The 21,210-nt window shown below is 70.8% G+C and carries 19 protein-coding genes and 1 riboswitch; of the genes, 14 read left to right on the plus strand and 5 right to left on the minus strand.

Features of this window, described 5'->3' with window-relative positions; all coding sequences use genetic code 11:
• Positions 1-47 precede the first annotated feature (47 nt).
• The 10 genes from aztB (at position 48) to BFF76_RS12220 (ending at position 9,838) form a co-directional block, all read left to right on the plus strand.
• Positions 48-941, plus strand: coding sequence for a zinc ABC transporter permease AztB (aztB, locus tag BFF76_RS12175; RefSeq protein WP_031095104.1), 894 nt, complete (start codon positions 48-50; stop codon positions 939-941).
• Positions 938-2,146, plus strand: a complete 1,209-nt coding sequence (locus BFF76_RS12180; protein WP_065848192.1) for a hypothetical protein — start codon at positions 938-940, stop codon at positions 2,144-2,146. Before aztB ends, BFF76_RS12180 begins: the two co-directional genes overlap by 4 nt.
• On the plus strand, positions 2,143-3,099 hold the full coding sequence (gene aztC, locus BFF76_RS12185; protein ID WP_065848193.1) for a zinc ABC transporter substrate-binding protein AztC: 957 nt from the start codon (positions 2,143-2,145) through the stop codon (positions 3,097-3,099). Before BFF76_RS12180 ends, aztC begins: the two co-directional genes overlap by 4 nt.
• 49 nt (positions 3,100-3,148) lie before the next feature.
• Positions 3,149-4,345: a zinc metallochaperone AztD gene (gene aztD / locus BFF76_RS12190; protein WP_031095098.1), complete on the plus strand. Its 1,197-nt coding sequence runs from the start codon at positions 3,149-3,151 to the stop codon at positions 4,343-4,345.
• Between the two features lie 161 nt (positions 4,346-4,506).
• Positions 4,507-4,690: riboswitch (cobalamin riboswitch) on the plus strand.
• A 30-nt stretch (positions 4,691-4,720) separates the two neighbouring features.
• Entirely contained in the window at positions 4,721-5,431 is a 711-nt protein-coding gene (locus BFF76_RS12195; RefSeq protein WP_065848194.1) for an energy-coupling factor ABC transporter permease, read from the plus strand.
• The gene (locus tag BFF76_RS12200) at positions 5,428-5,796 is read left to right on the plus strand and encodes an energy-coupling factor ABC transporter substrate-binding protein (protein ID WP_065848195.1); all 369 of its coding nucleotides are present in this window, start codon (positions 5,428-5,430) and stop codon (positions 5,794-5,796) included. Before BFF76_RS12195 ends, BFF76_RS12200 begins: the two co-directional genes overlap by 4 nt.
• A 6-nt stretch (positions 5,797-5,802) precedes the next feature.
• Complete coding sequence (gene cbiQ / locus BFF76_RS12205; protein ID WP_065848196.1) at positions 5,803-6,552, plus strand: cobalt ECF transporter T component CbiQ; 750 nt, start codon at positions 5,803-5,805, stop codon at positions 6,550-6,552.
• Positions 6,549-7,385 carry an energy-coupling factor ABC transporter ATP-binding protein gene (locus BFF76_RS12210; protein WP_053929670.1) on the plus strand — a complete coding sequence of 279 codons (837 nt, stop codon included), beginning with the start codon at positions 6,549-6,551 and terminating at the stop codon, positions 7,383-7,385. The genes cbiQ and BFF76_RS12210 overlap by 4 nt, the downstream gene beginning before the upstream one ends.
• A gap of 315 nt (positions 7,386-7,700) precedes the next feature.
• Positions 7,701-8,090, plus strand: a complete 390-nt coding sequence (locus tag BFF76_RS12215; RefSeq protein WP_031095087.1) for a hypothetical protein — start codon at positions 7,701-7,703, stop codon at positions 8,088-8,090.
• Positions 8,091-8,353: 263 nt separating this feature from the next.
• A complete protein-coding gene (locus tag BFF76_RS12220) occupies positions 8,354-9,838 on the plus strand; it encodes a SulP family inorganic anion transporter (protein WP_065848197.1) in 1,485 nt (494 codons plus the stop codon).
• A 64-nt stretch (positions 9,839-9,902) separates the two neighbouring features.
• Here the strand turns inward: BFF76_RS12220 and BFF76_RS12225 are convergent, their stop codons facing one another.
• The 3 genes from BFF76_RS12225 to BFF76_RS12235 all read right to left on the minus strand — a co-directional run bounded on the left by BFF76_RS12225 (position 9,903) and on the right by BFF76_RS12235 (position 13,923).
• Positions 9,903-10,943, minus strand: coding sequence for an NAD(P)-dependent alcohol dehydrogenase (locus BFF76_RS12225; RefSeq protein ID WP_031095082.1), 1,041 nt, complete (start codon positions 10,941-10,943; stop codon positions 9,903-9,905).
• A 260-nt stretch (positions 10,944-11,203) separates the two neighbouring features.
• The gene (locus BFF76_RS12230) at positions 11,204-13,333 is read right to left on the minus strand and encodes an MMPL family transporter (protein ID WP_065848198.1); all 2,130 of its coding nucleotides are present in this window, start codon (positions 13,331-13,333) and stop codon (positions 11,204-11,206) included.
• Positions 13,334-13,428: 95 nt separating this feature from the next.
• The gene (locus tag BFF76_RS12235; protein WP_079122377.1) at positions 13,429-13,923 is read right to left on the minus strand and encodes a MarR family winged helix-turn-helix transcriptional regulator; all 495 of its coding nucleotides are present in this window, start codon (positions 13,921-13,923) and stop codon (positions 13,429-13,431) included.
• Between the two features lie 259 nt (positions 13,924-14,182).
• Here BFF76_RS12235 and BFF76_RS12240 point away from each other — a divergent pair, with 259 nt between their 5' ends.
• The 3 genes from BFF76_RS12240 to BFF76_RS12250 all read left to right on the plus strand — a co-directional run bounded on the left by BFF76_RS12240 (position 14,183) and on the right by BFF76_RS12250 (position 17,431).
• Entirely contained in the window at positions 14,183-14,422 is a 240-nt protein-coding gene (locus BFF76_RS12240; protein ID WP_065848200.1) for a twin-arginine translocase TatA/TatE family subunit, read from the plus strand.
• A gap of 121 nt (positions 14,423-14,543) precedes the next feature.
• A complete protein-coding gene (locus tag BFF76_RS12245) occupies positions 14,544-16,055 on the plus strand; it encodes an SDR family oxidoreductase (protein WP_065848201.1) in 1,512 nt (503 codons plus the stop codon).
• Positions 16,052-17,431: a cryptochrome/photolyase family protein gene (locus BFF76_RS12250; protein WP_065848202.1), complete on the plus strand. Its 1,380-nt coding sequence runs from the start codon at positions 16,052-16,054 to the stop codon at positions 17,429-17,431. The genes BFF76_RS12245 and BFF76_RS12250 overlap by 4 nt, the downstream gene beginning before the upstream one ends.
• A 51-nt stretch (positions 17,432-17,482) precedes the next feature.
• Here the strand turns inward: BFF76_RS12250 and BFF76_RS12255 are convergent, their stop codons facing one another.
• On the minus strand, positions 17,483-18,325 hold the full coding sequence (locus BFF76_RS12255) for a DUF1206 domain-containing protein (RefSeq protein ID WP_078850634.1): 843 nt from the start codon (positions 18,323-18,325) through the stop codon (positions 17,483-17,485).
• A 79-nt stretch (positions 18,326-18,404) separates the two neighbouring features.
• Positions 18,405-18,947, minus strand: coding sequence for a DoxX family protein (locus BFF76_RS12260; RefSeq protein WP_053929674.1), 543 nt, complete (start codon positions 18,945-18,947; stop codon positions 18,405-18,407).
• Positions 18,948-19,165: 218 nt separating this feature from the next.
• On the opposite strand from BFF76_RS12260, the gene BFF76_RS12265 reads away from it, so the two are divergent.
• The gene (locus tag BFF76_RS12265) at positions 19,166-21,181 is read left to right on the plus strand and encodes an NADPH-dependent 2,4-dienoyl-CoA reductase (RefSeq protein ID WP_065848203.1); all 2,016 of its coding nucleotides are present in this window, start codon (positions 19,166-19,168) and stop codon (positions 21,179-21,181) included.
• Positions 21,182-21,210: the final 29 nt, after the last annotated feature.

The raw sequence follows: 21,210 nt of genomic DNA on the forward strand, positions 1-21,210 counted from the left end.
CGTGCTTGATTGTAGTGATAATCATTTTCATTGTAGTGTCCTGCCGCATGGAATGGTTGATGGGCCCCTTCGAGGTGGCCTTTGTCCAACGGGCCCTGTGGGGCGGCATGCTCGTGTCGCTGATCTGCGCCCTGGCCGGTACGTGGGTCGTGCTGCGCGGCATGGCGTTCTTCGGGGACGCGATGTCGCACGGCATGCTTCCCGGCATCGCCCTCGCCTCGCTGACGGGAGGCAACCTGCTCGTCGGCGCCGCCGTGAGCGCCGCCGTCATGGCTCTCGGCGTCAGCGTCGTCGGCCGGTCACCCCGGCTGTCGCAGGACACCAGCATCGGCCTGCTGTTCGTGGGGATGCTGTCGCTGGGCGTGATCATCGTGTCGCGTTCGCAGTCGTTCGCGGTCGACCTGACCGGGTTCCTCTTCGGTGACGTGCTCGCCGTGCGTCCGGCCGACCTGGCCTACCTCGGGGGCGCGCTGGTCATCGCACTGGTGATCTCCGTGCTCGGCTACCGGCCGTTCGTCGCGCTGGCCTTCGACGAGCGCAAGGCACACACGCTTGGGCTCCGGCCGCGCCTCGCACATGCGGCTCTGCTGGCCCTGCTCACACTGGCCATCGTCGCGTCGTTCCACGTGGTGGGGACGCTACTGGTCTTCGGCCTGCTGATCGCGCCGCCCGCAGCCGTGCTGCCGTGGGCCCGGCGCATCCCGGTGATCATGATCGGCGCCGCCTGCCTGGGAGCGAGCGCGACCTTCATCGGTCTGCTGCTCTCCTGGCACCTCCACACGGCTGCCGGGGCGAGCATCGCGGCGACGGCGGTCGTCCAGTTCCTGCTTTCCACCGCCGCCTCCGGCCTGCGCAACCGGTGGGTGCGCTCTGCCGCCGTGCCCGCGCCCGCCACCTCCACGACCCAACGCCCGCACATGGAATACGGACACCCGTCATGACACCCAGGAAGATCCGAACCGCAACAGCACTCTCCTGCGCCGCCCTTGCCTGCTCCGGGCTGCTCGTCGGTTGCCAGAGCGACAGCGACACGAAGGCACCGCCGAAGGTCTCGGCGAAACCCCACGGGTACGTCGAGGGAGCCGAAGAAGCATCCGAGCAGCAGTCCCGGCTCGTACTCGCCGACGCGGGCACGGGTGCGGTCAGGGTCCTGGACCTGATCACCGAGGACATCACCTCGCTCAAGGACGGCGACGGCGTACGAGGTCTGCGCACCGACGGCCGGTTCGCCTACCTGAGCGGCGCCGGCGGCACCCACGTCGTCGACACCGGTGCCTGGACGGTGGATCACGGCGACCACGTCCACTACTACCGTGCCGCCGTTCGAGACGTGGGACGCATCGCGGGTCCGGACGCCGCCCACATCCACAGCGATCAGGCGGTCACCGCGGTGTCCGCACAGGAGGGCGGCACCCGGCTGCTGGACCGCGGGAAGCTCGAGGCCGGCACCGTCCCCCGTGCCGGCGAGCTCACCGGCGCGGGAAGCGGGCCGGTCGTCCCCTACAGGGAACATCTGCTGGTCACCGGGGCGGGTGCCGGAGAGGACACCGTCGAGGTCCGCGACCGGGAAGGCGTCCGGGTCATCGCGCTGAAGGAGCCGTGCGCCCAGGTGGGCGGCGAAGCCGTCACCCGCCGGGGCGTGGTCTTCGGGTGTGAGGACGGCGCGCTGCTGGTCAGCGAGGACAAAGGCACGTTCGAGGCGGAGAAGATCCCGTACGGCGCGGCGGTGAAGGACGCGGAGAGGGCGGTCGGCTTCCACCACCGGGCGGGCAGCACCACGCTCGCGGCCAGGTCGGGAGACGACGCCGTCTGGGTCCTCGATGTCACCGACCGCGCCTGGACGCGCGTCGACACCGGCCCGGTCGTGGCCGCCAACACCGCCGGGGAGGGGTCTCCGCTGCTCGCGCTCGGCAAGGACGGGGTGCTCACCGCCTACGACATCGACACCGGGAAGAGCGTCGCGCGCAGGCAACTCCTGTCCGAGGGGGCCGAGTCGGCCTCGGTGGAGGTCGACTCCACCCGCGCGTACGTCAACGACGCCGCGGCCAGGAAGGTCTACGAGATCGACTACAACGACCGGCTCCGGCTCGCTCGGACCTTCCCGCTCGGCTTCGCCCCGACGTACATGGTGGAGGCCGGCCGATGAGCACCGGTTCCGCGACCTTGCGCAGGCGCCGGGTGGCCGGGCGTCTTCTGCTCACCTCCCTGGCCGGCGTCCTGCTCCTGGGGGTGGTGAGCGGCTGCGCGGGCAGCGAGCGGGGCCGCCCCTCGGTGGTCGTCACCACGAACATCCTCGGCGACATCACCCGCAACGTCGTCGGCGACCAGGCCGAGGTGACCGTGCTGATGGAGGCCGGCGCCGACCCGCACTCCTTCGGTGTCTCGGCCCCGCAGGCGGCGGCCGTCGAGCGGGCCGATCTGGTCGTCCACAACGGCCTCGGACTGGAGGAGAACGTGCTGCGCCATGTGGCGGCCGCCGAAGAGGCCGGCGTCCCCGTTCTGGCGGTCGGGGAGGCCGTCGATCCGATCACCTACACCACCGGGGAATCCGCCGACGAGCCCGATCCTCACTTCTGGACCGACCCTGAACGGGTCGGTGACGCGGCCGTGCTGATCGCTGATCAGGTCACCGAGCACGTGCGGGGCGTCGACAAGGACGTCGTCGGGAGGAACGCGTCCGCCTACGGATCGCAGGTCGCCGAACTGACCACGTGGATGCGGGAACAGTTCGACGAGATCCCCTCGGAACGCCGCCGGCTGGTGACCAACCACCATGTCTTCGGATATCTGGCCCAGCGCTTCGGGTTCCGGGTCGTGGGCGCTGTGATCCCGAGCGGGACCACCCTCGCCTCGCCGAGCGCGTCCGACCTCAAGTCCCTGGCCGACGCCATCGAGACGGCGGGGGTGAAGGCGATCTTCGCCGACTCCTCGCAACCGGACCGTCTGGCCCAGGTACTCCGACGCGAGAGCGACATCGAGGTGGACGTCGTGCCGCTGTTCTCCGAATCCCTCACCACGAAGGGAGAGGGGGCGGCCACCTACCTGGAAATGATGCGCGCCAACACCCGGTCCATAGCCACGGGACTGGGCACCGAATAGCCACGCTGTCGCCGGTCATGAGCGACAGCCATGGAGAGGAAAACACGAAGTGAAGCATGTAGCACGCCCGAGGAACGCGGCTGCCGTCGCCGTACTGCTCGCGGTCTCCGTAGCGCTCACCGCCTGCGGGGGTGGCGACGGGGAGCCCGCCGCGAAGACGGCGGACAAGGCGTCCGGTTCACCCGCCGGACAGGTCGCGGACCCGATCGTCACCACCTACGACGGGGGCCTGTACGTACTCGACGGTACGACCCTGAAGCTCGCCGAGGACATACCGCTGGAGGGTTTCAACCGGGTCAACCCGGCAGGCAGCGACCGCCATGTGATGGTCTCCACCACGACCGGCTTCCAGGTGCTCGACGCGGCGAACCGAAAGCTCACCGGCGTCGAGTTCGAAGGCAGCAAGCCCGGCCACGTCGTACGTCACGCGGGCAGAACCATCCTCTTCACCGACGGTACCGGCGTGGTCACGGTCTTCGACCCGGAGGATCTGGGCGACACGAAGCCCCGCGCCGAGACGTACACCTCGGCCGCCCCGCACCACGGGGTCGCCATCCAGCTCGCGGACGGCAGGCTGGTGACCACCCTCGGCACGGAGGAGAAGCGTGTCGGAATCGCCGTACTGGACAAGAACCGCAAGGAGATCACCCGCAGCGAGGAGTGCCCCGGCGTCCACGGGGAGGCGGCCGCGCAGGGCGAGGCGGTCGTCATCGGCTGCGAGGACGGCGTCCTGGTCTACAAGGACGGCACCATCAAGAAGGTGAAGAGCCCCACGGAGTACGGACGGGTCGGCAACCAGGCCGGGTCCGAGGAGTCGACCGTCGTCCTCGGCGACTACAAGAAGGACAAGGACGCAGAACTGGAGCGGCCGGAGCAGGTGTCGCTCATCGACACGGAGACGGGCAGGATGCGGCTCGTCGACATCGGGACGAGCTACACCTTCCGTTCGCTTGCACGCGGTCCGCACGGCGAGGCCCTCGTCCTGGGCACCGACGGCCGTATCCATGTCATCGACCCCGCCACAGGCAAGGTGACCAGGAAGATCTCCGTCCTCGATGCGTGGCAGGAGCCTCTGGACTGGCAGCAGCCCCGCCCGGCACTGTTCGTGCGCGACCACACGGCGTACGTATCGGACCCGTCGGGCAAGAGGCTGCTGGCCGTCGACATCGAGTCGGGCAGGCAACTGGCCTCGGCGGAACTGCCCGAGGCGCCCAACGAGCTGAGTGGCGTCGTCAAGCAGCACTGACTCCCCTCCGGGGCGCGGGGGGGCGCGTTCCCGCAGGGCGGGAGCGCGCCCCCCGTGCAGTGGACCGCCCGGACTTGCGCAGGTCACCGCGTGCACGGCCGTCTGCTGTGCGACGGGCGTCCACGGGTACTCCCCGGCTTGTCATCGTCCCCCGCCTGGCACTACTGTCGCCACGCCTTGGTGATCGGGAAATCGGTGTGATGCCGGTGCGGCCCTCGCCACTGTGATCGGGAAGTCCGGCTCCGGCCCTCGCGGGCAGCCACTGGGTCCTTGTGACCCGGGAAGGCGGAGTTTCGGGCGGTGTTACCCGTAAGCCAGGAGACCGGCCAAGGCACTTCAACCATCCACGAGGTGCTGGAGAGGGTCTGCTGAGCCATGCACATAGCCGAGGGATTTCTGCCTCCGGCGCACGCGATCGCATGGAGTGTCGCGTCCGCGCCGTTCGTCGTCCACGGAGTCCGGTCACTCACGCGTGAAGTCAGGGAGAACCCTGAGAGCACGCTGCTTCTGGGGGCTTCCGGAGCCTTCACGTTCGTACTGTCCGCACTGAAGCTCCCCTCAGTGACGGGAAGTTGCTCCCACCCCACGGGTACGGGGCTCGGGGCGATCCTGTTCCGCCCTCCGATCATGGCGGTCCTGGGCACCATCACCCTGCTCTTCCAGGCCCTGCTGCTCGCCCACGGCGGCCTGACCACGCTCGGCGCCAACGTGTTCTCGATGGCGGTCGTCGGCCCCTGGGCGGGTTACGCGGTGTACAGGGTGCTGCGCCGGTACGACGTGCCGCTGATGGTGGCGGTGTTCTTCGGCGCGTTCGTCGCCGACCTGTCCACCTACTGCGTCACCAGCGTGCAGCTGGCGCTCGCCTTCCCGGACCCGGGCAGCGGGTTCCTGGGAGCGCTCGGCAAGTTCGGCTCCATCTTCGCGTTCACCCAGATCCCGCTCGCGGTGAGTGAGGGGCTCCTGACCGTGCTGGTGATGCGACTCCTCGTGCAGTCCAGCAAGGGGGATCTGACCCGGCTCGGGGTGTTCCTCGCCGGCAAGCAGGCCCGGACCAGGACGGTTGAGACGGAGACGGTGTCCCGATGAACAAGAACACGAGGATCAACGCCCTTCTCCTGCTCGTCGTGGCCGCGCTGGCCGTCCTGCCCCTGGCCCTCGGCCTCGGCGACGGCCAGGAGGAACCGTTCACGGGCGCCGACGCCCAGGCCGAGACGGCGATCACCGAGATCGCTCCCGATTACGAACCCTGGTTCTCCCCGCTGTACGAACCGCCGTCCGGTGAGATCGAGTCGGCACTGTTCGCCCTGCAGGCCGCGCTCGGCGCGGGAGTCCTCGCCTACTACTTCGGCGTACGGCGCGGGCGCCGTCAGGGCGAAATGCGCGCGACCGCCCGACAGGACGGCGGGGGTGCCGGACCCGGTGCCGGGAAGTCCGCGGCGCGGAGGAACTGAGCGCACGTGCTGCCGATCGACGCGGCGGCGCACAGCAGTCGCTGGCGCCGCCGCCATCCCGTGGACAAGGCCGTGCTCGGACTGGGACTCACGGTCCTGGCCATTTCGCTGCCGCCCTGGCCAGGGGCGGCCCTGGTCCTCGTCGCCGCCCTGGCCGTGCTGCTGGGGCCGGCGGGCGTGACCGCCCGTCACCTGTGGCGGGCCTACCGGGTGCCCCTGGGATTCTGCGTCACCGGGGCTGCCACACTCCTCGTCCAGGTCGGCGGGCCCGAGGGGCTCGTCGGTCCGGCCGCCGGCGGGCCGGTGCGCGCGGGTGAGCTGCTGCTGCGCACCTCGGCCGCGTCGCTCGGGGTCCTGCTGTTCGCCTTCACCACTCCGATGTCCGACCTGCTGCCCCGCCTGGTCAAAGCTGGGGTACCCGCAGCCGTGGTGGACGTCGCCCTGGTGACGTACCGCATGAGCTTCCTGCTCCTCGACTCGGTGCGCCGGATCAGGGAGGCCCAGGCGGCCCGGCTCGGGCACACCACCCGGGCGGCGGCGTGGCGGTCCCTGGCAGGGCTCGGAGCCACCGCGTTCGTCCGGGCCTTCGACCGGGCCGCGCGGCTCCAGGCGGGGCTGGCCGGGCGCGGCTACGACGGAACCCTGCGCGTCCTGGTGCCCGAAGCCCGCCTCTCCACACGGTTCGTGGCGGTGAGCGTCGCGCTGCTCGCGGCCCTCACCTCCCTGACCTTCGCCCTGGAAGGGCCCCTGTCATGAGCGAATCCGCACTGCTCGCCCTGCGGGGCGCGTCCTACGCGTACGAGGACGGCCCCGCCGTGCTCAGCGGTCTCGACTTCGAGGCGCGCGAAGGACGTGCGCTCGCCCTGCTCGGCCGCAACGGCAGCGGCAAGACCACCCTGATGCGGCTCCTCAGCGGCGGACTGCGCCCACGCGACGGGCAGCTGACGGTCGGGGGCCGTCCCGTCACGTACGACCGCAAGGGGCTGACCCGGCTGCGCACCACTGTCCAGCTGGTGGTGCAGGACCCCGACGACCAGCTGTTCGCCGCTTCCGTCTCCCAGGACGTCTCGTTCGGACCACTGAACCTGGGCCTGCCCGATACCGAGGTACGCGCCCGGGTGGACGAGGCGCTCACCGCCCTCGACATCACCGCCCTGGCGGACCGTCCCACTCACCTCCTCTCCTACGGGCAGCGGAAACGGACCGCCATCGCGGGCGCGGTCGCGATGCGACCCCGTGTACTGATCCTCGACGAGCCGACCGCCGGGCTCGATCCGGACGGCCAGGAACGGCTGCTCGACACGCTCGGCACCCTCCGTGAAAGCGGCACCACCGTCATGATGGCCACGCACGACGTCGATCTCGCCCTGCGCTGGGCCGACGACGCCGCCCTCCTCACCCCGGCCGGTGTCCGCGCCGGTCCCGCGCCGACGATGCTGGCGCGCAGGGAACTCCTGCGGGAGGCGGGGCTACGGCTGCCCTGGGGCATCGCGGCCGCTCACACGCTGCGCGCCCACGGCCTGTTGGGCGAAACCGCCCCCGGTCCCCGCACCCCCGAGCAGCTCGCGGCGGACTTCGGCCCGTCATGAACCAGGGTGCCGATCCGACAGTCGATCGAGTGAACCCCAGTCGCATTTCCCGCCGGTAACCACTTACTCACATGCCGAACCACTGTACGAATATGACGAGCGACACCCCACAGGTAGATGCAATAGCCACCCAGTCGCGGATGATCTCAAATACTGAGAACCGATTGTGAGGCACATCCCCAGGCCACAGCGTTCCTGCTATTGATCCGGCTCGATCGGCGTCGACTTTCGGACTCTTCACAAAGGGTTAACTCCATATGCCCTTCGGCCTGTTAGCGTCCCTAAGGAAGGGTGCGGTCCAGAAGGAGGTGCAGGGTGCGCGCAGCAGCGGTCCGGTTCGTGCTCGCGTTCCTGATGGGCTTCCTGCTGGCCCCCTTCTCCGGCACGTCGTCGACAGAAGTACACACGTCCGCCCGGGAAGTTCATGCGGACGGTCTTCGGGATGCGACCGCCGGAACGCCGCACCGCGCGTACGCCGCATGCGGCACCCTCGATCGCGGGGGTGAGCCGAACGGCCTTCTGCGCCATCGTGACCGGCACCGCTCCGCGACCGTTCCCCCTCCCGAGACGCCGTCGCGAACCGCGGTGACGGGTGAGGCCGGAGGCCTGCTCGGACCGGCTGCCGTCGCTGCGATGGGCACGCATCACTCCTCCAGATCCTCGAACGCGCACTCCACTCCCGTGCTTCAGGTGTTCCGTTGCTGAGCTGACCGGACACACTCGTCGCCGCCCCTGACCGCAGCCCTGCGGGCCTCGTCCTCGGGGGCCGCGTCGACCTGCCTTCCGGGCCCCAGTTCTCGTACGCATACCGACGCGCCGGTCTTCGGCGCGCCAGGAGGAACTACTGGCATGCAATCAATCGTCGATCACTCCGCGGCAGAACCCCCGCACGTCAGCGACAGCGCCGTCTGGGCCCCCCCGCCCGGCGACGTACGCTCGGCCCCCTTCCGCACGGGATGAGGGCCGCCATGGACCGTCTCGCCACGTTTCCCCATCTGCGGCAGGATTTCGCCGCTTCACTCGTCGTCTTCCTGGTCGCGCTGCCGCTGTGTGTCGGCGTCGCCGTCGCGTCGGGGGTGCCGGCCGAACTGGGCCTGATCACCGGCATCGTGGGCGGTCTCGTCACCGGCTTCATGCGCGGCAGCAGCCTCCAGGTGTCGGGTCCGGCCGCCGGTCTCACCGTGCTCGTCTTCGAGGCCGTCCAGTCCTTCGGACTGCCCGCGCTCGGGGTGATCGTGCTGACGGCGGGACTTCTGCAGCTGGCCATGGGCGCCCTGCGGCTGGGCCGCTGGTTCCGGGCCATCTCCGTCTCGGTCGTCGAGGGGATGCTCGCGGGCATCGGCCTCGTCCTCATCGCGGGTCAGCTCTACGCGGCCGCCGGCATCGAGGCGCCCCTTTCCGGTACGGGCAAGATGGCCGGTATCCCGGGACTGCTCACCGACGCCCTGTCCAGCCCAGCGGCTCTCGCCTCGCTCGCGGTCGCGGCCGGGACGATCGCCCTGGTCGTGGGGTGGAGCAGGATGCCGAAGCGGGTGCGGGCCGTTCCGGGCGCCCTCGCCGCGGTCGTGCTGGCCACCCTGGCCTCGCTGGTGTTCGACCTGCCCGTCGGCACCGTGCAGGTCCAGGGGCTGCTCGACGCGGTCCGGGTGCCCGCCCTGTCGGAGTTCGGCGGGCTGGCGAGCCTGAGTCTGCTGGGTACCGTGGCGGCCTTCACCCTGATCGCCTCCGCCGAGAGCCTGTTCAGCGCGGCCGCGGTGGACCGGCTGCACGACGGGCCGCGCACCCAGTACGACAAGGAGCTGATGGCCCAGGGCACGGGCAACACCGTGTGCGGCCTCCTCGGCGCACTGCCGATGACCGCGGTCATCGTGCGCAGCTCGGCCAACGTCCAGGCGGGCGCGCGGACCAGGGCCTCCCGGGTGCTGCACGGCGTGTGGCTGCTCCTGTTCGCGGCGCTGCTCCCGTCGGCCCTGGCTCTCATCCCTCTGCCGGCCCTCGCCGGGATCCTCATCCACGCGGGATGGAAGCTCATCCCTCTGCGCTCGCTCGCCGCCCTGTGGCGCGAGCACCGCGGCGAGGCGCTGATCCTGGTCGTCACGGCCCTGGCGATCGTGACGGTGAACATGTTCGAGGGTGTCCTGACCGGTCTCGCCCTGTCGGTGGCCAAGGCCGCCTGGGACGCTTCCCACATCAGGCTGGAGGTCGTGGACAGCAGTGCCGACGGCGTGCGGGCGCGACTGTCGGGTAATGCGACCTTCCTGCGGCTGCCGAAGATACTCGACAGCCTGGAGGCCCTGCCCAAGGACCGCCCCATCGCCCTGGATCTCTCCGGACTGCACCATCTGGACCACGCCTGCCGCACGGCACTGGAGAACTGGGCGGAGCGGCACAGCTCGTCCGGCACCGAGCCCGTACAGCTGACCCGGACGGACGCGGTGACGACCGCGATCTGAACCGGAAACACGGACGACTCGCCGGGGCGCCCCAGCAGGCGTCCCGGCGAGTCGTCGCCGGTGGTCAGCCGTTGGGCAGGATGACCGCGCGGCCGTTGATTTTGCCTGCGTGCAGCCGCTCGTAGGCGAGCGGGGCCTCGTCGATGGAGTATGTCTCGACGTGGACGTCGACGTGACCGGCGTGGGCGAGTTCGATGACTTCGGCGAGCTCGCTGCGCGAGCCCCAGTACGGCGCGGAGACCGACGTGGAGAACGGGAGGACGCCGAATCCCACGGGCAGCACGCCGCCGCCGATGCCCACGATGGTGATGTCGCTGTCGACGGAGGCCATCGCACCGGCGGTCTTGACGGTCGGTGCGGCGCCGACGAAGTCGAAGACGGCCTTGGCACCGATGCCACCGGTGAGTTCGCGGACCTTGGCTGCCGCGTTCTCGTCGGACAGCACGGCTTCGTGGGCGCCGACGGCCCGGGCGAGCGCCAGCTTCTCCTCGGTGACGTCGAGCGCGATGACACGTACGGCGGTCATGGCGCGCAGAAGCTGGATGGCGACGTGACCGAGGCCGCCGGTGCCGATGACCACGGCGGTGGCGCCGGGCAGCAGCTTGGGCAGCGAGCGCTTGATCGCGTGGTACGGGGTGAGGCCCGCGTCGGTCAGCGAGACCGTCCTGACGGGGTCGAGGCCGCCGATGGGGGTCAGGTGACGGGCGTCGTCGACGATCATGTACTCGGCCATGGCACCCGGGTTGCCGAGTCCGGGCGGGTTGATGCCGAGGTCGGCGGCCCGCAGGCAGTAGTTCTCCCGGCCCTCCGCACAGTTCACACAGGTGCCACAGCCCCATGGGCCGTAGACGGCGACGGCGTCCCCCACAAGAACGCCCTCGGCACCCTCGCCGAGCGCGGCGACCGTACCGACGCCCTCATGGCCGAGCGTGAGCGGCAGTTCGTAGGGGAACCCCTCGGCGGGCCAGCTCATCACCGCGATGTCCGAGTGACAGACACCGGCGGCGGTGACCTTCAGCAGGATCTGACCGGGGCCGGCCACGGGCTCGGGAATCTCGACGACCTCGGGTGCGGCGCCGATGGTGCGGTACTGGACGGCTTTCATGAGGCTCCTTCGTTCTCCGTACTTCCTTTGTGAACCCCGCGGTGGCTGTGCGCCACTCGGGGATCAGGAGGCGCGTGTCGGTGAAGCCCGGGCAGACCCTGTTGATCCCGACGTTCCGTGCCGCGTGCGCGTGCGATGTCCGAGGCACGCGTGGTGGAAGGCAGTAGTGGAGGAGAACATGACTGCGGCGCGCCGGGCCGTGCGGGGGTGTGAGACCCCCGCACGGCTGACGCGCCGCGGTCCGCCGACAGGCCCTCCGGCTAGGACAGGGATTCCGCCTCTTCCGGAGTCTCCTTCCGGTCCCGGCTCAGGGCACCCGGCCACCAGGCGGTGCGTCCGATGTCCATGACCAGTGCGGGCACCAGGAGCGAGCGCACGACGAGCGTGTCCAGCAGGACGCCGAAGGCGACGATGAACGCGATCTGCACCAGGAAGGCGAGCGGGATGACCCCCAGGGCCGCGAAGGTCGCCGCCAGGACGACGCCCGCCGAGGTGATGACTCCGCCCGTGGTGGTCAGTCCGCGCAGTACGCCCTGCCGGGTTCCGTGGATCAGGGACTCCTCGCGGACGCGGGACATCAGGAAGATGTTGTAGTCGACGCCCAGGGCGACCAGGAAGACGAATCCGTACAGCGGCACGGAGGAGTCGGTGCCGCTGAAGCCGAAGACGTGCTCGAAGACCAGCGAGGAGATTCCGAGGGTGGCGAGGAAGTTGAGCGCCACCGTGGCCACGAGGAGCAGCGGCATCAACAGCGAGCGGAGGAGGCCGATCAGGATGACGAGGATGATGACCAGCACCACCGGCACGATGATGTTGCGGTCGTGCTCGGCGGTCTTCTGGGTGTCGTACTGCTGCGCGGTGTAGCCGCCCACGAGCGCCTCCGCACCCGGTACGGCGTGGACCGCATCGCGCAGCCGGGTGACCGTCTCCTTGGCCGCGTCACTGTCCGCCGCGTCCTCCAGGGTGGCGTCGATGCGCACCCGGCCGTCCACGACGAAGGGTTCTCCGCCGCCGGGGCGTCCGGATTCCGTCAGCACGGAGACGCCGGCGACACCGGGGACCTCCTCGGCGGCGGCGACCACCCGGGCCGACCGGTCCGCGCCGGCGATCACGACGGCTGGGTTGCCGGATCCGCCGGGGAAGTGCCGGCTCAGGGTCTCCTGCGCCGTGACGGACGGGGCGTCGTTGACGAAGGTCTCCTTGAGGGGCACGCCCTTGGAGTTCAGCGTCGGCATGAAGGCCGCGCAGGCCAGGAGGCCGATCAGTGTGACGGCCCAGACCTTGCGCGGGGAGCGGTCGACCAGCCCCGCGACCCGCGACCAGATTCCCGTGGAACCGGACTCGGGCTCGGTCCGGCCCTTCTTCGGGCCGGACGGCCAGTACGCGGCCCTGCCGAGCAGGACCAGGACGGCGGGCAGGAAGGTGAGAGCGCTCAGGACGGAGCACACGATGCCGATGGCACCGACGGGTCCGAGAGCGCGGTTGTTGGTCAGGTCGCTGAGCAGGAGGGCCAGCAGCCCGAGGGCCACGGTGGCGGCGCTGGCCGTGATCGGCCCGGCGGACTCACGCAGCGCTGCGCGCATGGCGGTCCACCGGTCGGGCCGCCGTACGAGCTCTTCACGGAACCGCGCGGTGAGCAGCAGCGCGTAGTCGGTCGCGGCTCCGATCACCAGGATCGACAGGATGCCCTGGACCTGGCCGTCGACGCGGACGATGTCGTGGTCCGCCAGTACGTAGACGATCGCGCAGGAGACGCCGAGCGCGAACACCGCGCCGATGATGATGATCAGTGGCAGCAGGACGCTGCGGTAGACCAGGAGCAGGATGACGAGCACGGTCACCAGTGCGACACCGAGCAGCAGCCCGTCGATTCCCGCGAAGGCGTCCGAGAGGTCGGCCTGGGACGCGGCCGGGCCCGCGAGCCCGACCACGGTGCCCGGGACGTCTTCCACCGCGCTCCGGACCTGCGCGAGGGCGTCGGGGAGCTCGTCCCCGAGATCGGGCCTCAGCTGGACCACGCCTTGCAGTGCCTTGCGGTCCTCGGACAGGAGTGCGGGACTCACCTTGCCGGTCACCCCCGGCCCGCCCTCGACCGACGCCAGGGCGGCGGTCGCCGCCTTCTGCTGCTCCGGACCGAGCTCCCCGTCGTCCTTGTCCGACGTCCAGACCACGACGGCGGGCACGGTCTCCTGCCGGCTGAACGCCTCCTGGGCTTCGACGACCCGGGTGGACTCGGCGCTCTGCGGCAGGAACGCGGCCTGGTCGTTGGTGGCTACCTCGCCGAGTTTCCCCGCGTAGGAGCCGAACGCGCCGCCTACGACGAGCCAGGCGAGGACGAGGAAGACGGGAACTAGAATCAGCCGGCGAACCGGCTTCGATGCGGTGGACATGGCACTCCTGGGTCGGCCGCTATCTCTCAATCATGATGTATCTCAATCATTGAGATTACATGCTCCGCGAGGCGCCCCCGCACCGGCACGGCGGTTCAGCGTCGGGGAACCTGCATACGTGCGAGTTCACCGTTCATCCGCGCGAGGAAACGCAGCGCGGCCTCCAGCTCCTGCGGCTCCGCCTTTGCGCGCGCGCCGGCGGCCGCCTCCGCGAGCGGCATGAAGAACGACCGTGCGGCCGCCCTGGCTCCGGACTCGTAGTAGAGATGCACGACGCGGCGGTCGGAGCTCTCCCGCGCACGCCTGATGTGACCCGCACGCTCGAGCCGGTCCAGGCACGCGGTGACCGCACCGGAGGTCAGTCCGAGGTGTTCACGCAGCCGGCCGGGGGTCAGCGGCGCCTCGGAGTCCAGGATGGCACCGAGCGCCTGCACGTCCGTCGCGTGCAGGCCCTGCGCATGCGCGAAGGAGTGGACCATCCGGTTGATCTCGCCGTTCATCCGGCGCAGCTCCACGGCGAGGGCCTGAAGCTCCGACATCCCGGTCGCATCCGCACCAGAACCGTCGCGAGGGTCGTCTGCACTGTCCACCGCCCCATACTAGGGCGCCTGCGGCAGCAGGCCGGCCCCCTCACCCGGCCGTGGGCACCACGGTCGCCGCCGAAGTCATCGACGAGGTGGGCGACTCCTTCGAGGACGAGGAGAGCGACAAGGGCTGACGCCGGGCCGGGAGACGTCCCGCCACCTCCTTCTACAGTGCTGTAGATTTGGCGCGCCGCCGCGGCAATGGGGAAGTCCCGGGGCGGCGGCCGGGAGAGCACCCACACCCACCAGGGAGAAGACAGCCGTCATGTTCGGAATCAGCGAGATCGCGATCTTCCTCATCATCGCCGTCCTGATATTCGGTGCCAGGAAGCTCCCCGAACTCGCCCGCTCCCTGGGCAAGTCGGCGCGCATCCTGAAGAGCGAGGCGCGGGCCCTCAGGTCCGACGGCGTCTCCCCCACCGTCCCCTCGGAGCCGCGGGCGGACGGAACGGACGACCCGCGCGTCATCAGGGGCACAGCCACCGAGAAGCCCGGCCCTCACTGAGTCCGCGCCCGCCCCGCCCCCGCAGGGGTGGGCTTCGGCGTGTCCCGGCCCCGTCGGCAAGCGGAATCCCCCGTACGGGGTACACGGTGGACGGAGGAAACACGAGCCGGAGCGAGGGGTCATGGAGAGCAAGGACGAAAGCGGCGGGCTGCGGTGTCTGGTGACGGGCGCGACGGGGTACATCGGGGGGCGCCTCGTGCCCGAGCTCCTGGAGGCCGGCCACCGGGTGCGTTGCCTGGCTCGCACTCCGGAGAAGCTGCGGGACTATCCATGGGCGGGCGAGACCGACGTGGCCAAGGGTGACGTGACCGACGCCGAGTCCCTGGGCGCGGCGATGCGCGACATCGACATCGCCTACTACCTCGTCCACGCGCTGACTTCCGGGCCGGGCTTCGAGAAGACCGACCGCGACGCCGCACGGATCTTCGGCGAACAGGCGAAGGCGGCCGGGGTCCGGCGCATCGTCTATCTGGGCGGGCTCACCCCCGCCGACGTCCCCGCACACGAACTGTCCCCGCATCTGCGCTCGCGGGCCGAGGTCGGACGCATCCTGCTCGATTCGGGCGTACCGACGACCGCGCTCCGTGCCGCGGTCATCATCGGTTCGGGTTCGGCGTCCTTCGAGATGCTGCGCTATCTCACCGAGCGGCTGCCGGTCATGGTCACCCCGAGCTGGGTGTCGACACGGATCCAGCCGATCGCCGTGCGGGACGTACTGCGCTACCTGGTGGGCAGCGCGCACATGCCCTCCGAGGTGAACCGCACCTTCGACATCGGCGGCCCCGACGTCATGACCTACCGCGACATGATGCAGAAGTACGCGAAGGTCGCAGGGCTTCCCCACCGGCTGATCCTGCCGGTCCCGATGCTGTCGCCGGGGCTCTCCAGCCACTGGGTCGGGCTGGTCACGCCCGTACCGGCGTCGATCGCCCGCCCGCTCGCGGAGTCCTTGCGCTACGAGGTCGTGTGCCACGAGCACGACATCGCCGACCATGTACCGGACGGTCCCGGGCAGCCCTTCTCCTTCGACACGGCTCTCTCACTCGCGCTGCAGAGGGTGCGTGAGGCGAGGGTGAGCACCCGGTGGTCCTCCGCGTCCACCCCGGGCATCCCGAGCGATCCGCTCCCCACCGACCCGGACTGGGCAGGCGGGAGCCTGTACTCCGACGTGCGCGAACTCGACGTGGACGCACCGCCCGAAGCCCTGTGGAGGGTCGTGGAGGGCATCGGCGGTGACAACGGCTGGTACTCGTTCCCGCTGGCCTGGGCGGTCAGGGGCTGGCTGGACCGTCTGGTCGGCGGCGTGGGCCTGCGCCGGGGCAGGCGCGACGCCCAGCGGCTGAGGGTCGGGGACTCGCTGGACTTCTGGCGGGTCGAGGAGATCCAGCCCGGCAGACTGCTCCGGCTGCGCGCGGAAATGCGCCTGCCCGGCCTGGCCTGGCTGGAGATGTACGCGGAGGAGGGGAAGGACGGGCGTTCGCACTACCGGCAGCGGGCCGTCTTCCATCCGTCCGGACTGCTCGGACACGCGTACTGGTGGAGTGTGTCGCCCTTCCACGCGGTGGTCTTCGGCGGGATGGCTCGCAACATCGCACAGGCGGCGGCCCGGGGGCCGGCAGGTGGCCGACGATGAGCGTGGCGATCGTACTCTTCACGTCGGACCTGCGGCTGCACGACCATCCGCCGCTGCACGCGGCGCTCGCTTCGGCCGACGAGGTGGCGCCCCTCTTCGTGCTGGACGACGGTGTGGAGGCCGCCGGGTTCGGCGCCCCCAACCGGCGCGCGTTCCTTGCCGACTGCCTCCGGGACCTGGACTCGGGGCTGCGCGAGCGCGGTGGACGCCTGATCATCCGTCAGGGCGACGTTGCCGACGAGGTCGGCCGGCTCGTCGAGGAGACGGGGGCGGGCGCGGTCCACATGGCGGCCGGCGTCAGTGGTTACGCGCAGCGGCGGGAGGAGCGGCTGCGCGAGACCCTCGGGCGCGTGGGCTGCGGGCTGAACGTGCACGACGCGGTGATCACCACGCTCGCGCCCGGTGCGGTGGTTCCCTCCGGGGCGGGCAGGGACCACTTCGCCGTGTTCACCCCGTATTTCCGGCGGTGGTCCGAGGAGGGTCTGCGCTCTCCGTTCCAGGCGCCCCGCACCGTGCGCGTACCGGAGGGCCCGGCGTCCGCGGCGCTGCCGACGCGGACCGGTCTGCGCGGCCTGTCGCCGGGGCTGGCTGAGGGCGGGGAGACCGAGGGGCGCAGGCTGTCCGCCGCTTGGCGCCGTCACGGGCTCGCGTCGTACGAGGAGCGCCACGACGACATGGCGGGCGACGCGACCTCGCGGCTCTCGCCGCACCTGCACTTCGGCACGCTCTCCCCCGCCGAGCTGGTCCACCGTGCCCGCGCCGCGGGCGGCCCGGGCGCGGATGCCTTCGTACGGCAGGTGTGCTGGCGGGACTTCCACCACCAGGTCCTGGCCGCTCACCCGGCTGCCGCCCGCTCCGACTACCGTTCACGGCAGGACCGTTGGCGCACCGGGCGGGCGGCGGAGGACGAGACCGCGGCGTGGAGGGAAGGGCGCACCGGCTATCCGGTGATCGACGCGGCGATGCGCCAGCTGCTCCACGAGGGCTGGATGCACAACCGGGCACGGCTGCTGACCGCGAGCTTCCTCACCAAGACGCTGTACGTGGACTGGCGGGCCGGAGCGCGTCACTTCCTGGAGCTGCTCGTCGACGGGGACATCGCCAACAACCAGCTCAACTGGCAGTGGGTGGCCGGGACGGGGACGGACAGCCGGCCCAACCGGGTCCTCAACCCGGTGACGCAGGCCAAGCGGTACGACCCGGACGGTGCGTACGTACGCCGCTGGGTGCCCGAGCTCGCTGGGATCTCCGGGCCCGCCGTGCACGAGCCGTGGAGACTGCCGGAACGGGAGCGCGCCCGCTACGACTACCCGGAGCCGGTCGTCCAGCTGTCCGAAGGGCTGGCCAGGTTCAAGGAGGCGAGAGGGCTCGGCTGAGCCCGCTCCGGCCGAGCCGCGCGGACCCGGCGGGCCGGTCCGCGCTCCGGCTCAGACCTTGCGGTAGCGGGCGTTGGCCCAGGAGAAGAGGCCGAAGGCTGCCAGCCCGAGGGCTATGAATGCGAGCAGCCACGGGCCCGCGGGTGTCTCGGTGAAGGAGCGCAGGGTGTCGTCCATGCCCTTGGCGCGGCCCGGCTCGTGCTGGACGGCCGCAGCCACGGCGAACCCGCCCGCGGTCGCGAAGACCGCGCCCCGCACGGTGCCGCCGAAGACGCCCAGGATGTCGACGGCCTGACGGGTCTTCTTCGTCATCTCGGACATCTTCAGGTGCTTGTGGTACTTGCGGGCCAGGGCCCGGTAGGCCATCCAGAGGCCCGCGCCCGCCACCGCGGCACCGGCGATCCCCACGATCCACTGGCCGCCCGTCCATTCGAGGGCGCGTGCCGTGACGTCGTCGGTCTGGCGGTCGCTCGATCCGCTGCCGCTCCCCTTGTCACCGGCCGCGTAGGAGAGCACGGAGTACGAGACGAAGGCGTAGAAGAGGAAGCGTCCGGCGGCCATGGCCCGCTTGCCCGCCTTGTGGCCGTCGGGGCCTGCCTGGCCGAAGAGCGCCTCGGACAGGCGCCACAGCGCCATGCCGGCCAGCGCCACGCCGAGGGCCCACAGCAGAACGCTCCCGAAGGGCTTCTCGGCTATCTCCGAGATGGCACCCCCTCGGTCGGCCTGTTCGCCGCCTCCGTCGGAGAAGGCGATGCGCAGGGCCAGCAGGCCCACCAGCAGGTAGATCACTCCGCGCGCCACGAACCCGGCGCGGGCCCCGACGTCCATGGTCCGGCTGCGCGCGGCTCTTCTGGCCTGACCACGTGCGTTCATCGACAGTGCGTTCGCATTCATGCACTGCCGGATGCCCCTGAAACGGCGATCAATGCGGGGACCAGGGTTCGCGAGCCCGGGGCGATCCGGACGAGAGGTCCTACGCGCCGTCGTCCCCCGGCTCGCCCTCGTCCGACGACGCCCGGCCCTTGGCCCGCCGGCTGACGACGGCGGCCGCGGCCAGGGCGCTGCCCGCGAACGCGAGGGCCACGACCCACGGCCGGTCGAGGACGTGTCCGGTGGCATGGTCCAGGGAGTAGCGGCCGGCACCCGTCACACCGATCGCGGCGGCGGTGAAGCCCAGGAACGCCGGGTACTCGTAGCCGCCACCCATCGCGAAGAAGCCGGCGGGGGCGTGTACGGCGACGGCCCCCGCCATCGTGCCGGCCGCGGCGGCGCCGGCCGCGGGGGTGGCGAGCCCGAGGGCCAGCAGGACCCCGCCGCCCGCCTCTCCGATCCCGGCGGCAAGGGCGCTGTGCTTCGGCGGGTCGAAGCCCATGGCTTCCATGGCCGCGGTGGTTCCCTCGATGCCCCCGCCACCGAACCACCCGGCCAGTTTCTGGCTCCCGTGGGCCGCCAGCACGGCTCCCGTACCGACCCTGAGCACGAGCAGTCCGAGGTCACGTCGGTTGATGCAGGTCATGGGGTGTCTCCCGTGGATGAGGCGGAACGAGGAGGAGCGGCGGCGTCGGGCCGTACGGATCCACTCTCGTCCGGGCCGGGCGGCGGGGTCCGGTGGTGCTGGGCCATTCGTGGACCGGCCCCTGGGAGAACTGCGACGAAGGTCATTGTGCAACTAGTTGCATAAAGGCGCGCGGGTGGTCTACAACTGGGCTCGACGACACCTGCGAGGAGACCCGGATGAGCCCGTACCCCACCCTGCTGAGCCCGCTCGACCTCGGATTCACGACGCTTCCGAACCGGGTCATGATGGGGTCGATGCACATCGGCCTCGAGGAGGTCGAGCGCGGATTCGAGCGGATGGCCGCCTTCTACGCGGCCCGCGCGCGCGGCGGGGTGGGGCTCATGGTCACCGGGGGTATCGCACCCAGCGAGCGTGCGTGCTCCTTCCCGGGCGGCGCCAAGATGACGACCGAGGCGGAGGCGGAACAGCACGCCGAGGTGACGGCGGCGGTGCACGCGGCGGGCGGCAGGATCGCGATGCAGATCCTGCACTTCGGGCGCTACGCCCACCATCCGGACCTGGTCGCGCCGAGCGCGCTCAAGGCGCCGATCAGCGGCTTCACCCCGCACGCGCTCAGCGACGACGAGGTCGAGGAGACCATCGAGGACTTCGTCCGCGCCGCCGGGCTGGCACAGCGCGCGGGTTACGACGGTGTCGAGATCATGGGCTCGGAGGGCTATCTGATCAACGAGTTCATCGTCGCGGCGACCAATCACCGCGACGACCGCTGGGGCGGCTCGTACGAGAACCGCATCCGCTTCCCCGTCGAGATCGTGCGCCGGGTACGTGAGCGGGTCGGCCCCGACTTCATCCTGATCTACCGGCTGTCCATGCTCGACCTGGTACCCGGCGGTTCCACGCTGGATGAGGTCGTCCGCCTCGCCCGCGAGATCGAGGCGGCCGGCGCGACGATCATCAACACCGGCATCGGCTGGCACGAGGCGCGCATCCCGACCATCGCGACCTCCGTGCCGCGCGGCGCCTTCACCTGGGTGACGGAGAAGGTGCGGGGCTCGGTCTCCGTGCCGCTGGTGACCAGCAACCGCATCAACACCCCCGAGCTGGCCGAGGAGATCCTCGCCTCGGGCCGCGCGGACATGGTGTCGATGGCGAGGCCCTTCCTCGCCGACCCCGACTTCGTCGCCAAGGCCGCCGAGGGACGTGCCGACGCGATCAACACCTGCATCGGCTGCAACCAGGCCTGCCTGGACCACATCTTCAGTCTGCAGATCACCTCGTGCCTGGTGAATCCGCGTGCCTGCCACGAGACCGAGCTGGTGCTCTCACCGACCCGCGTCCGCAAGCGCGTCGCCGTGGTCGGCGCCGGGCCCGCAGGACTGGCGTGCGCGGTCACGGCCTCCGAACGCGGTCACGCGGTCACGCTGTTCGACGCGGCCGACGAGATCGGCGGTCAGCTGAACGTCGCGCGCCGGGTCCCCGGCAAGGAGGAGTTCGACGAGACGCTGCGCTACTTCCGCACCCGGCTCACCGAGGAGGGGGTCGAACTCCGGCTCGGCACGCGGGCCACGTCCGCGGCGCTCGACGCTTACGACGAGGTCGTCCTGGCCACCGGCGTCGAGCCCCGCTCCCCCGCGATCCCCGGCGTCGGCCACCCCCGGGTGGTCACCTATCTCGACGTCCTGCGCGACGGCGCACAGGTCGGTGACCGGGTGGCGATCGTGGGCGCGGGCGGCATCGGCTTCGACGTCGCCGAATTCCTGACGGACGGGGGCGACGGGGCGAGTCTCGACCCGGAGGTCTTCTTCCGGCAGTGGGGCGTGGACACCGGGTACGCGGACCGGGGCGGGCTGCGCACCCCCGAACGTCCGAAGCCGCCGCGCACGGTGTACCTGGTCCAGCGCAAGGCGACCAAGGTCGGGGCGGGTCTGGGCAAGACCACCGGCTGGATCCACCGCACCGAACTGCGTCACCGCGGCGTGACGATGATCGCGGGCGCGTCCTACGACCTGATCGACGACGAGGGCCTGCACCTCACCGTGGACGGGGAGCAGCACCTGCTGCCGGTCGACACCGTGGTGATGTGCGCGGGCCAGGAACCGCGCCGTGAGCTGTACGAGGAGCTGCGCGCCGCGGGCCGCCCGGTGCATCTCATCGGCGGCGCCGACGTGGCGGCCGAGCTGGACGCCAAGCGTGCGATCCGCCAGGGCACGGAGCTCGCCGCGGAGTTGTGAGAGCCCGGTCCTGCCGTCCCTAGGATGCA

The sequence above is a fragment of the Streptomyces mutomycini genome, assembly GCF_001700505.1.
Lineage (GTDB): Bacteria > Actinomycetota > Actinomycetes > Streptomycetales > Streptomycetaceae > Streptomyces > Streptomyces mutomycini.